Origin of the sequence: Turicibacter bilis (assembly GCF_024499055.1) — a bacterium.
Classification (GTDB): domain Bacteria; phylum Bacillota_I; class Bacilli_A; order MOL361; family Turicibacteraceae; genus Turicibacter; species Turicibacter bilis.
Genome location: NZ_CP071249.1, coordinates 1,616,623 through 1,629,376, shown reverse-complemented (window position 1 = coordinate 1,629,376; position 12,754 = coordinate 1,616,623). Strand labels below are relative to the sequence as shown.

Genomic DNA, 12,754 nt, shown 5'->3' with positions numbered 1-12,754 from the left:
AACTTAACTAGTCTAAACTAACTTATTACCAACTTCGTGTTCTTTCTAAGTAAGGATATCCGATAGGATAAGTCATCTAAGGAGGAATTATAATGGAAAAGAAATTAATTTTAGATGTGCATGAAAAACCGAAAGTAGCACATTGGATTGCGTTAAGCATTCAACACGTGTTAGCCATGTTTGGATCAACAGTACTTGTTCCGATGTTAACAGGACTACCAGTTAGTTTAGCATTAGTATCATCAGGAATTGGAACGTTATTTTATTTATTTGTTACAAAAGGGAAATCACCTGTTTATTTAGGATCATCATTTGCTTATATCGCCCCAATTACTTCAGCATTAGCTCTTGGAGCAACTTTGAATGCAGATGGTTCAATTGCGAGTCATCCAAATTACGGAGCCGTAATGGGTGGATTAATGATGGTTGGGCTAGTTTATTTAGTGATTGCTTTGATCATTAAGTTTATCGGAACAGATTGGTTAAATAAAATTTTACCGCCGGTTGTTATCGGACCAACAATTATGGTCATTGGGTTAAGTTTGGCAGGAACAGCTGTTAACATGGCATCAGAACATATAGTGGTTGCCTTAATTACATTATTAACAGCAATTATTGTCTCAACTTATACAAAAGGGTTATTACAACTACTTCCAATCTTTAGCGGAATTGTTGTGGGATATATTTCAGCTGTCGCTTTCCAATTAGTCGACTTTAGCGCAGTTAATGAAGCAAGCCTCTTCGCTATGCCTAATTTTGCGTTCTTACACTCAAAACCAGTCTTTAACTTAGAAGTAGCAGCAATCATGGTGCCAGTAGCCATTGTAACAATTACAGAACATATTGGAGATCATTTAGTTTTGGGATCAATCGTCGGGCGTGATTTAACAAAAAATCCTGGGTTACATCGTACATTAATCGGTGATGGAGTAGCAACATTCTTCGCTGGATTTATTGGTGGACCTGCTAATACAACGTATGGTGAAAATACAGGAGTCATTGGATTAACAAAAGTTGCTTCTGTATGGGTCATCGGTGGAGCAGCTGTGACAGCCTTTGCTTTAGGATTTATTGGTAAGTTTACCGCATTAGTTCAAACAATTCCTAGTGCCGTAATGGGGGGAGTAAGTATTCTTCTATTCGGAGTTATCGCTTCATCAGGGGCACGCGTCTTAATCAATAACCAAATCGATTTCGGACGTCAACGCAACTTAATTATTGGAGCAGTTATCTTAATCGTAGGAATTGGAGGCTTAACGATCAACATCGGTCAAATTACTTTATCAGGAATGGCATTAGCCGCAATTATTGGTGTGATCTTACACTTAATCTTACCAGATAAAGAAGCCTCTTATGGACAAAGATCTAACAAAACTGAATTTGAATTAGAAGTAGTTGGAGAAGAATCAACAACTTCAGAAACAGTAATGACTAAGGAACAAACAACGGCTATTTAGTCCTTTATAAAAAAGTCAGCTTCTTTGCTGATTTTTTTATAAATATTTTTATAGAAAATATTGTTAAAAAAGGAAGAATATTGTTTAATTTTATATAAAAAAGGGTGAAATTATGAGTGCTATTAAACATTTAACACGATTGTCAGATTTTACAGTAGAAGAAATTATGGAAATTTTAGAACGTGCTAATCGTTATGCATCTGGTGAAACAATTCCACAACTTGAAGGAAAAGTGGTAGCTAATCTCTTTTTTGAACCGAGTACACGAACGCAATACTCATTTATGATGGCAGAACAAAAATTAGGATTAAAAACAATGGATTTCACAGCTGAAACGTCAAGTGTTCAAAAAGGTGAGACGTTATACGATACTGTCAAAACGTTTGAAGCAATCGGAGTTGATGGAGTGGTAATTCGCCATCCACAAAATAATTACTTCGAAGAATTAATTCCTAATTTAAACATTCCAATCTTCAACGGAGGAGATGGAAGTGGAAATCATCCAACCCAATCATTATTAGATTTATTAACGATTTATCAAGAGTACGGTAAATTTGAAGGATTAAAAATTGCAATCGTTGGTGACATCGCGCACTCTCGTGTAGCTCACACAAATATCGAAGTGATGAACCGATTAGGAATGGAGGTTCACTTAGTAGCTCCTGAACAATTCCAAGAAGAAGGATACGCATGGGAGAACTTAGATGATGTGCTAGAAGAAATGGATATTATCATGTTACTTCGTGTTCAACATGAGCGTCATCACGGTGGAATGCAGTTAACAAAAGAAGAATACCATGAGCAGTATGGCTTAACGGTTGAACGTGAAAAACGCATGAAAGAAGGAGCTATCATTATGCATCCAGCCCCATTTAACCGCGGAGTAGAAATTGCAGACGATGTCGTTGAATGTAAACGTAGTCGAATCTTCAAACAAATGAGTAATGGGGTATTTATTCGAATGGCAGTGTTGGTGGGATCCCTGGGCTACGTGGATTAATCGTAGATTAAGACCGTAGCTATCCTCCGCTGGTAGGGAATGGGATCCCTGGCGATTGTTGAAGACAATCTAATCCTCAACTGCTAGGGAATGAGATCCCTGGGCTACGTAGATTAAGACCGTAGCTATCCTCCGCTGGTAGGGTAAATTGAAACTAGATGATATAAGAGTAAAAGTTATAATAGTTCAATTCAAGTAGTAGGGCTAAATACTATTAGAAACTTATGGAGTAGGGAGTGAAGTGTCATGATTCTTTTAAAAAATGGGCGACAAATCAATGAGAGTAATGAATTAGTAGCTGTTGACCTTTTAGTCAAAGATGGAATCATTATTAAAATGACTGAATGTATTGAAAATACTGAGGCACAAGTTTATGATTTAGCAGGAAAATTAGTCTCGCCAGGATTAATCGATGTTCATGTTCACTTAAGAGAACCAGGGTATGAGCGAAAAGAAACAATTGAAACAGGAACGAAAGCTGCCGCACGTGGTGGATATACAACGATTGCAGCGATGGCAAACACGATTCCAGTCCCAGATTCAATGGAAAGTGTGACCTATATCGAAGGGTTATTACAACAATCGGCACAAGTACGTGTTTTCCCGTATGCAGCTATCACCCTTGGTGAGAGAGGACAAGAGATTGTTGATGTTGAGGCTTTATCAGAAACAAGTATCTTAGGGTTTTCAGATGATGGACGTGGAATTCAAGAAGCGGGTGTAATGTATCAAGCGATGCAACGTGCCAAGGCTGTGAATAAACCAATTGTTGCACACTGTGAAGATGATAGTTTGTTATTCGGTGGATATTTACATGATGGAGAATACGCAAAAGCAAATGGACATCGCGGAATTTTATCAGTTAGCGAATCAGCGCAAATAGCTCGTGATATTATGTTAGCTCAGGCGACGGGGGTTCATTACCATATCTGCCACATTAGTACGAAGGAAAGTGTTGAATTAGTTCGATTTGCAAAAGCCCAAGGAATTAATGTGACTGCTGAGGTGTCACCGCATCATTTAATTCTTTGTGATACAGACATCGTTAACGATGATCCAAACTTCAAGATGAATCCGCCACTACGTGCTGATGCTGATCGCATAGCATGTGTGCAAGGTTTATTAGATGGAACAATTGATGTTATTGCAACAGATCATGCTCCACATCATGAAGATGAAAAAGCATGGGGAATTGAAACAGCACCATTTGGGATTGTGGGATTAGAAACAGCTTTTCCATTAATGTATACGACATTCGTTAAAACAGGGAAGATGACATTAAAACAATTAATTGATTGTATGAGTACAAAGCCTGCAACTATCTTCAATTTACCATACGGAAAATTAGAAGTTGGAGCAGTAGCAGACATTACCATCATCGATTTAGATAAAGAGATGGAAATTGATTCAACTCAATTTTTATCAAAAGGAAAGAATACGCCATTTAATGGTTACCGTGTAGCGGGATGGCCAGTGATGACATTAGTAGGTGGCAAAGTGACCTACAAAGACGAACAGGTGAATTAATAGGAGGGTTAAATGATGTATAATCGTAAGCTTGTATTAGAAGATGGAACAGTATTTTTAGGAACAGCATTTGGATGCCTTGAACCGATGATCGGGGAAGTCGTATTCAATACAGGGATGACAGGATATCAAGAAATTTTATCGGACCCATCATACTTTGGGCAAATGGTTACGATGACGTATCCTTTAATCGGTAACTATGGAATTAATGATCATGACTTTGAATCATTCTCACCATCAGCATCAGCCTTAATCGTTAAAGAGTATTGTGAAGTGCCATCAAACTGGCGTTCAGCAAAAACATTAAGCGAATTATTAGAAGCAAAAGGTGTACCAGGTTTATGTAATGTGGATACTCGTGCTTTAACAATTAAAATTCGTGAGCATGGAGCTATCCGTGGAATGATTGCAGACATCAATAAAAGTAATGAAGAAATTTTAGCAGAGTTAAAAGCAACACCAGTATTAGATCGTCATGTTGAACAGGTATCAACAAAAATGGTTTACTCAGCACCAGGAAAGGGACATCGTATTGTTTTAGTTGATTTTGGTGTGAAAAAAGGAATCATCCGTGACTTAACAGCACGTGGATGTGAAGTCATCGTTGTCCCATTTAATACGACAGCTTCTCAAATCGATCACTTAAATCCAGATGGAGTTGTTTTAAGTAACGGACCTGGGGATCCAAAAGATGTCGTTGAAGCTTTACCAATGATTCGTGAAGTTCAGGAAAAATATCCATTAATGGGAATCTGCTTAGGGCATCAATTATTCGCGTTAGCAAATGGTGCAGACACGAAGAAAATGAAATTTGGACACCGTGGATGTAACCATCCAGTTAAAGATTTAGAAACAAACAAAGTTCACATTACTTCTCAAAATCATGGATATGAAGTATGTCGTCAATCAGTTGAAAATACACCACTAGAAATCACTCATGTTGCTTTAAATGACAACACAGTTGAAGGATTAAAACATAAAGAATATAAAGCATTTACTGTTCAATACCACCCTGAAGCATCACCAGGACCAGACGATGCAAGTTATTTATTCGATCGTTTTATTACTAATTTAAAATAATTTTTATGATGAAATAGAGAAATTAGGAGGAAGCAAGGATGCCAAAACGTACAGATATTAACCGAATTTTAGTTATTGGTTCAGGACCAATCATCATCGGGCAAGCAGCAGAGTTCGACTATGCAGGAACACAAGCCTGCCAATCTTTAAAAGAAGAAGGATATGAAGTCATTCTCGTTAACTCAAACCCAGCGACAATTATGACAGATACAGAAGTTGCTGATAAAGTTTACATGGAACCTTTAACGAAAGAATTTTTAAGCAAAATTATCCGAAAGGAACGCCCAGATGCCGTTTTACCATCACTTGGAGGACAAACTGGATTAAACTTAGTCGTTGAATTAGCAGAGGATGGAATTTTAAGAGAATGTGGTGTTGAAATTTTAGGAACAGATTTAGCAGCCATTAAAAAAGCAGAAGACCGAGACATGTTCCGTGAATTAATGTTTGAATTAAACCAACCAATTCCAGAATCGGTAATTGTTAATACCGTTGAAGAAGCAGTAGACTTCGCAAATGAAATCGGATATCCAATTATCGTTCGCCCGGCCTTTACATTAGGTGGAACCGGAGGAGGAATCGTAGAAGATGAAGAAGGTTTACGTACAACTGTTGAAAATGGATTAAATTTATCACCAGTTACACAATGTTTAATTGAAAAATCAATTGCGGGATATAAAGAAATTGAGTACGAAGTGATGCGTGATGCAAATGATAATGCGATTGTCGTATGTAACATGGAAAACTTTGATCCAGTTGGAATTCATACAGGAGATTCTATCGTCGTCGCTCCATCTCAAACATTAGCTGATCGTGAATACCATATGTTACGTGATGTTTCATTAACAATTATCCGTGCTTTAGGAATCGAAGGTGGATGTAACGTACAGTTAGCTTTAGATCCAAATAGCTTTAACTACTATGTTATCGAAGTCAACCCTCGTGTTTCTCGTTCATCAGCCTTAGCGTCTAAAGCAACAGGATATCCAATCGCAAAAATCGCAGCAAAAATCGCTGTAGGTTTAACATTAGATGAAATCATCAACCCAGTGACAGGTGTTTCTTATGCTTGCTTCGAGCCAGCATTAGATTATGTTGTTGCTAAAATCCCACGTTGGCCATTTGATAAATTCAATTCAGCTAATCGTCGTTTAGGAACTCAGATGAAGGCAACAGGAGAGGTTATGGCAATTGGGCGTAACTTTGAAGAGTCATTATTAAAAGCTGTTCGTTCATTAGAAACAAAGGTTTATCATGTTGAGTTAGAATCATTAAAAGAAGAATCAGATGAAATCTTATGGAAACGTACGAAGTTTGCAGATGATGAGCGTTTATTCGTGATCAGTGAGTTAATCCGCCGTGGAACAACAATCGAAGAAATCCACAACGTCACAAAAATTGATTTATTCTTCTTAACGAAATTAAAAGGAATCATCGATTTCGAATCAGTTGTAAAAGAAAATCCTTGGAACCTAGACATTTTAGGACAAGCTAAGCGTTTAGGGTTTGCTGATATTACAATCGCAAAATACTGGAATTCTACTGAATTAGATGTTTACAACTTCCGAAAAGAAAAATCATTAATGCCAGTTTATAAAATGGTAGATACATGTAGTGCAGAATTTGAATCAAAAACACCTTACTACTATGGAACATACGAAACATTCAATGAATCAAAACGTACAGATAAACCAAGCGTTGTTGTATTAGGCTCAGGACCTATCCGTATCGGACAAGGGGTTGAGTTTGATTACGCAACAGTACACTGTGTAATGGCAATTCAACAAGCAGGATATGAAGCAATTATCATTAATAATAATCCTGAGACAGTTTCAACAGATTTCTCAATTTCAGATAAATTATATTTTGAACCATTAACAATCGAAGATGTTATGCATGTGATTGACTTAGAGCAACCAGAAGGAGTGATCGTTCAGTTCGGTGGACAGACAGCAATTAACTTAGCATCTAAGTTACAAGAACGTGGAATTAAAATTTTAGGAACATCTTTAGAAAATATTGACCGTGCAGAAGACCGTGATCAATTCGAAAAATTATTAAAAGATTTAGAAGTTCCTCAACCATTAGGAGCAACTTGCCAATCAGTTGAAGGGGCAAAAGAAATTGCTAACCGTATCGGTTACCCAGTCTTATTACGTCCTTCATATGTATTAGGTGGGCGTGCGATGGAAATCATCGATAATGATGCTGAAATCGAACGCTATATGAAAGAGGCATTAAAAGAAAATGGGGAAAATCCAATCTTAATCGACCGTTACTTAACAGGTAAAGAGGTTGAAGTCGATGCTATTTCTGATGGAGAAAATGTTTATATTCCAGGAATTATGGAACACATTGAACGCGCCGGAGTTCACTCAGGGGATTCAATGGCAGTTTATCCACCACAAACGTTATCAAAAGAAGTTATGGATAAATTAATCGATTATACAACACGTATTGCTCGTGGTTTAAAAATCATCGGATTATTAAATATCCAGTTCGTTGTGACGAAAGAAGAAGAAGTTTACGTATTAGAGGTTAACCCACGTTCATCTCGTACCGTACCATTCTTAAGTAAAATCACAAACGTCCCAATGGCTAATATTGCAACAAAGGCAATCTTAGGGCAATCGTTAGTTGAGCAAGGATATGAAACAGGATATCATCCACATTCTGAAGGTGTTTATGTTAAAGCACCAGTCTTCTCGTTCTCAAAATTACGTAAAGTAGACATTTCTTTAGGCCCAGAAATGAAGTCGACAGGGGAAGCAATCGGTAAGGATCGTACGTTAGAAAAGGCATTATACAAAGCGTTAGTTGCAGCAGGTATGAAGATGCCAACACATGGACGCATCTTATTCACCATTGGAAATAAAGATAAAGAAGAAGCAGTAGAACTAGCACGTCAATTCACTGAAATCGGATATGAATTAATTTCAACAGAAGGAACTTGTAGGTTATTACATGAAAACGGAATTTACGCTGTTCCAATCGCAAAAATCGGTGAAGAAGGTAAAACAGTTTTAGACGTAATCCGTGGACAACAAGTTCAATTCGTTATCAATACATTCTCAGTAAGTAAAAAAGATCGCATCACAGATGGGTTCTTAATTCGTCGTGAAGCGGTAGAAAATAACATTCCATGTTTAACATCATTAGATACAGCGCGCGCGGTTTATAAAGTATTAGAATCAATGAGCTTTGCAATTGACGCAGCTATCTAATCCAATGTTTATAAAACCGACATCTTTTTAGATGTCGGTTTCAATAAGCAATTAAATAAAGTATAGTTAGAAGTTTAATTTAAATAGAATCTAGATTATAGGGGGTTCCATCTATGCGTAAAGTTCAGAATATGACGGTTGTCAGTCAAAAGTTAATTGCAAAAAATGTGTATGAAATTATTTTAAGTGGAAACTTAGTTCAAGGAATGCTGCAAGCAGGGCAATTCGTCAATATTAAAATTAACGAGGTGGCTTATCCACTATTAAGACGTCCAATCTCAATTTGTGAGATTAATCAAGAGTTAAATCAATTTAAGATGATTTACCGTGCAGAAGGAGAAGGAACAAAACTTCTTTCTCAAAAACAAGCAGGTGAACAAGTTGATATTTTAGGACCGCTAGGAACAGGATTCGATATTGAAGATGTTCAAGCAAATGAAACAGTTGTATTAGTTGGGGGAGGAATTGGAGTTCCACCAATGTACGAAATGGCCAAACGATTACATGCAAAAGGTAACAAAGTGATCGCTGTTTTAGGATTCGCTTCTTCAGTTGATGTTTTCTATGAAGAAGAATTTAAAGCTTATGCAGACGTATACATCACGACAATGGATGGTAGTCATGGTTACAAAGGTAATGTTGTTGAATTAATCAATGACAAACAATTAAACTTCGACTGGATTTATGGATGTGGACCAAAAGTGATGTTAAAAGCGATTGATGAACAATTCGGTCAAACGAAAAAAGGATATTTATCATTTGAAGAGCGCATGGCATGTGGAATTGGAGCTTGTTATGCTTGTGTTTGTCAATTAAACAGTGGGAAAATGGCTCGTGTTTGTAAAGAAGGACCAGTATTCAAACTTGGGGAGGTTGCATTATAATGAATCGTTTAGCAGTTAAATTACCAGGATTAAATCTTAAAAACCCAGTTATCCCAGCATCAGGATGCTTTGGATTTGGACGGGAATTCGCTGAATATTATGACTTGTCACGTTTAGGATCTATCATGATTAAGGCTGCAACCGATGAGCCGCGTATTGGAAATCCTACACCACGCGTGGCTGAAACACCAGGTGGAATGTTAAATGCAATCGGATTACAGAACCCAGGTGTTGATGTCATTATTGAGCGTGAATTACCATTTTTAGAACAATATAATTTACCAATTATCGCAAATGTGGCAGGTAAAACATTAGAAGAATACGTTACAGTTGCTGAAAAAATTTCTAAAGCACCCAATGTAGCTGCTTTAGAAATCAATATTTCATGTCCAAATGTTAAAGAAGGTGGAATTGCCTTCGGAACAGATGCGAATGTTGCCGCAGAATTAACGAAAGCAATTAAAGAAGTTTCAAGTGTTCCAGTTTATATTAAATTATCCCCAAATGTCACAAATGTTGTTGAGATTGCAAAAGCAGTTGAAGCGGCAGGGGCGGATGGAATTACAATGATTAATACGTTACTTGGAATGCGTTTTGATTTAAAAACAGGAAAAACAATCTTAGCTAATGGAACAGGTGGATTATCAGGACCTGCGATTAAACCAGTTGCACTACGTATGATTCATGATGTGTATAAAAATGTTAACATTCCAATTATCGGAATGGGTGGAATTGAGACAGCAGAAGATGTGTTAGAATTCTTATACGCAGGAGCGAGTGCCGTTGCTGTAGGGACAGCTAATTTCATCAACCCATATGCATGTGTGGATATCATCGACCGCTTACCAGAAGTATTAGACAAATACGGATTTGAAAAATTAAGCGATGCAGTCGGATATGCTCATAAATAAATGATAAAAGAGGTTTAGTAATCGACTACACTTTTTTTCAAAAAGGGATAAAAATTTGATAGAAACTACTTCAATAGTTGACAAAAAATAGGGTATCTTCTATAATTACTGAGAAAGCTTTAATTCGGTCCCGTGAGGCTGAGAAGAACACGTTTATATTTTAATATATTCCCAATTATTTTTATGGAATTCGTGTATCCTCTTTTAGCATACTCATAGGCTGAAAGAGGATTTTTTTGTATAAAAGACTGGAGCTTGAAGCTAGAGTGTATAAAAAGCTGAATTGAGTGGTAAATAGGGATTAGCACTATTCTGAATTTTATAAAGATTAGATTGGGTTACTAGAATTAAAGCAACTAAAAGGGAGGATGTTCTACGTGAATAAAGCAGTTATCATTGCATTAGATTTTAAAAATTTTGAAGAGACAAAAGCATTCATTGATCAGTTTGAAGAATCATTATACGTTAAAGTTGGGATGGAACTGTTTTATGCAGAAGGTCCTCAAATCATCAAGTATTTAAAAGAGAAAAACCATAAAATTTTCTTAGATTTAAAATTACATGACATTCCAAACACAGTGAAGAGTGCGATGAAAAACTTAGCACGCTTAGGTGTAGATATGGTAAATGTTCATGCAGCTGGAACAATTCCAATGATGAAGGCTGCTGTAGAAGGATTAATTGAAGGAACCCCAGAAGGTGAAAACCGACCATTATGTATTGCGGTGACTCAATTAACGTCAACAAGTGAAGAAATGATGCAAGAGCAAATTTTAATCAATGAAACGTTACCAAACACAGTATTAAAATATGCCCAGTTTACAAAAGAGGCTGGTCTAGATGGAATCGTCTGCTCTGCGTTAGAAACAAAAGAAATTCATGAAAAATTAGGATTAGATTTTGTAACATGTACACCAGGAATCCGTCAGGCTAGTGACAGTGTAGATGATCAAAAACGTGTCGTCACACCAGAAAAAGCACGAGAATTAGGATCAGATTACATCGTAGTCGGACGCTCAATTACACGTGCACAAAACCCAGTTGAAACATATCAGTTAATTAATAAACAATTTCTTGGATTATAAGATTCATAAAATATTATAACTATGAGGAGAGATTTATTTATGAAACGTACAATTGCTAAACATTTACTAAATATTCACGCCGTATTACTACGTCCAGAAAATCCATTCACTTGGACATCAGGAATTAAGTCACCAATCTATTGTGACAACCGTTTAACATTATCTTATCCAGAAGTTCGTCGTGACATCGAAGCAGGATTATGTGAAATTGTAAAAGAACATTATCCTGAGTGTGAAATGTTAATGGGGACAGCGACAGCTGGTATTCCTCACGCTGCAATTATGGCAGATAAATTAGACTTACCAATGGGATACGTACGTTCATCAGCTAAAAAACATGGCCGTGGGAACCAAGTTGAAGGATTAGTTAAAGAAAGAATGAAAGTAGTTGTTGTTGAAGATTTAATTTCAACAGGAAAATCTTCAATTGAAGCTGTTGAAGTTTTACGTGAATTAGGGTGCGATGTATTAGGGATCGTTTCTATCTTCTCATATGAATTAGAAACAGGATTAAAGAACTTAGAAGCAGCATCATGCAAAAATGTTTCATTATGTAACTATCAAACGTTAGTTGAAGTTGCAGCAGAAATTGGAGAAATCTCTGAAGAATCAATTGAAAAATTATCGGCATGGCGTAAAGATCCAAGTGATGAAAGTTGGTTAACAAAATAGTTAATTAGGAATCGATATGTTCGATTCCTTTTTTATAAATGTAAATGATATACAATAATATCTAATTAAGAAGGAATCTATTTTTAACTAAGTTATTAACAAATGATAATATTTATAAAATACTATAAAAAATTGATAAGATGTATTTATGTCTCTGTTTGTTTTTCCAATTTTAGGATGGGTGAATATTGACAAAGAATGAAATAGAGGGCATGATAATTATAAGTAGATTTATTAGTTATGACGTAAGGTATTTGTCACAATGACAAGTACATAATAAATTTACAGTGAGAAAAATGAATTGTTTTTCTAACTAGAAAAGGGTGGATTCATGGGAGAGCGTATTATTATTGCATCACAATCAGAGAGATTAGTGTCAACAATTAGGTCCCAAGTAACGAGTTCTGGTTATGAAGTCGTAGGGATAACGACGGATGGATATGATTTAATTCGCCGGTCAAAAGCATTAGCACCCGAAGTAGTTATTGTGGATGAAGATTTGCCAGGAATGAGTATTGTATCACTTGTAGAAACATTGATTCATGAACGTCAAGCAGTTTTATTATTAGGAAAGTCTTATCAAAAGTTTTATTATAGACAAGATCCGTATTTTGAATTTTGTGAAAAGCCGGTTCAATCCATTGTTTTATCAACGATGCTACGTGTCTTGACGAAATACGGTCAAACAGTCAGACAATTAGAATCAAAAGTTAACGAATTAGAACAAGCTCAAAAAACTGAGAAAACTATACGGTTAGCTAAGCGTGCGTTACAACAAAATCAGAATATGACAGAGGATGAGGCACATCGCTATATTCAAAAACGTAGTATGGAACTACGAATTAGTAAGTTAGAACTTGCTGAGAGAATTTTAAAAAGTTATAAAAAAAACAGTTGATTTTATTAGAGAAATC

At 36.3% G+C, this 12,754-nt stretch carries 10 protein-coding genes; all 10 read left to right on the top strand.

All coding sequences use genetic code 11. The annotated features are described in order from the left end of the window. Positions 1–92 precede the first annotated feature (92 nt). The 10 genes from J0J69_RS07905 to J0J69_RS07860 all read left to right on the top strand — a co-directional run bounded on the left by J0J69_RS07905 (position 93) and on the right by J0J69_RS07860 (position 12,738). A complete protein-coding gene (locus J0J69_RS07905; RefSeq protein WP_055275275.1) occupies positions 93–1,457 on the top strand; it encodes a solute carrier family 23 protein in 1,365 nt (454 codons plus the stop codon). 112 nt (positions 1,458–1,569) lie between these two features. Beyond that, positions 1,570–2,457, top strand: coding sequence for an aspartate carbamoyltransferase catalytic subunit (locus tag J0J69_RS07900; RefSeq protein ID WP_237252601.1), 888 nt, complete (start codon positions 1,570–1,572; stop codon positions 2,455–2,457). A 246-nt stretch (positions 2,458–2,703) separates the two neighbouring features. Further along, positions 2,704–3,984 (top strand): dihydroorotase, encoded by a 1,281-nt coding sequence (pyrC, locus tag J0J69_RS07895; RefSeq protein WP_212725901.1) that lies wholly within the window; start codon positions 2,704–2,706, stop codon positions 3,982–3,984. A gap of 15 nt (positions 3,985–3,999) precedes the next feature. Further along, positions 4,000–5,064 carry a carbamoyl phosphate synthase small subunit gene (locus J0J69_RS07890; RefSeq protein ID WP_212725900.1) on the top strand — a complete coding sequence of 355 codons (1,065 nt, stop codon included), beginning with the start codon at positions 4,000–4,002 and terminating at the stop codon, positions 5,062–5,064. Between the two features lie 38 nt (positions 5,065–5,102). Next, positions 5,103–8,288, top strand: coding sequence for a carbamoyl-phosphate synthase large subunit (gene carB / locus J0J69_RS07885; RefSeq protein ID WP_212725899.1), 3,186 nt, complete (start codon positions 5,103–5,105; stop codon positions 8,286–8,288). 113 nt (positions 8,289–8,401) lie between these two features. Further along, positions 8,402–9,172 carry a dihydroorotate dehydrogenase electron transfer subunit gene (locus tag J0J69_RS07880; protein ID WP_055275267.1) on the top strand — a complete coding sequence of 257 codons (771 nt, stop codon included), beginning with the start codon at positions 8,402–8,404 and terminating at the stop codon, positions 9,170–9,172. Further along, complete coding sequence (locus J0J69_RS07875; RefSeq protein WP_055242505.1) at positions 9,172–10,083, top strand: dihydroorotate dehydrogenase; 912 nt, start codon at positions 9,172–9,174, stop codon at positions 10,081–10,083. Before J0J69_RS07880 ends, J0J69_RS07875 begins: the two co-directional genes overlap by 1 nt. Before the next feature lie 368 nt (positions 10,084–10,451). Continuing rightward, complete coding sequence (gene pyrF / locus J0J69_RS07870) at positions 10,452–11,168, top strand: orotidine-5'-phosphate decarboxylase (RefSeq protein ID WP_237252599.1); 717 nt, start codon at positions 10,452–10,454, stop codon at positions 11,166–11,168. Between the two features lie 39 nt (positions 11,169–11,207). After that, positions 11,208–11,840 (top strand): orotate phosphoribosyltransferase, encoded by a 633-nt coding sequence (gene pyrE, locus J0J69_RS07865; protein ID WP_212725898.1) that lies wholly within the window; start codon positions 11,208–11,210, stop codon positions 11,838–11,840. 331 nt (positions 11,841–12,171) lie between these two features. After that, positions 12,172–12,738 carry an ANTAR domain-containing response regulator gene (locus tag J0J69_RS07860; RefSeq protein WP_055242511.1) on the top strand — a complete coding sequence of 189 codons (567 nt, stop codon included), beginning with the start codon at positions 12,172–12,174 and terminating at the stop codon, positions 12,736–12,738. Positions 12,739–12,754 lie beyond the last annotated feature (16 nt).

Coding starts and splice junctions, on each gene's coding strand:
- J0J69_RS07900 (WP_237252601.1), top strand. CDS start 1,570: ATGAGTGCTATTAAACATTTAACACGATTGTCAGATTTTACAGTAGAA.
- carB (WP_212725899.1), top strand. CDS start 5,103: ATGCCAAAACGTACAGATATTAACCGAATTTTAGTTATTGGTTCAGGA.
- pyrC (WP_212725901.1), top strand. CDS start 2,704: ATGATTCTTTTAAAAAATGGGCGACAAATCAATGAGAGTAATGAATTA.
- pyrE (WP_212725898.1), top strand. CDS start 11,208: ATGAAACGTACAATTGCTAAACATTTACTAAATATTCACGCCGTATTA.
- J0J69_RS07875 (WP_055242505.1), top strand. CDS start 9,172: ATGAATCGTTTAGCAGTTAAATTACCAGGATTAAATCTTAAAAACCCA.
- J0J69_RS07880 (WP_055275267.1), top strand. CDS start 8,402: ATGCGTAAAGTTCAGAATATGACGGTTGTCAGTCAAAAGTTAATTGCA.
- J0J69_RS07905 (WP_055275275.1), top strand. CDS start 93: ATGGAAAAGAAATTAATTTTAGATGTGCATGAAAAACCGAAAGTAGCA.
- J0J69_RS07890 (WP_212725900.1), top strand. CDS start 4,000: ATGTATAATCGTAAGCTTGTATTAGAAGATGGAACAGTATTTTTAGGA.
- pyrF (WP_237252599.1), top strand. CDS start 10,452: ATGTTCTACGTGAATAAAGCAGTTATCATTGCATTAGATTTTAAAAAT.
- J0J69_RS07860 (WP_055242511.1), top strand. CDS start 12,172: ATGGGAGAGCGTATTATTATTGCATCACAATCAGAGAGATTAGTGTCA.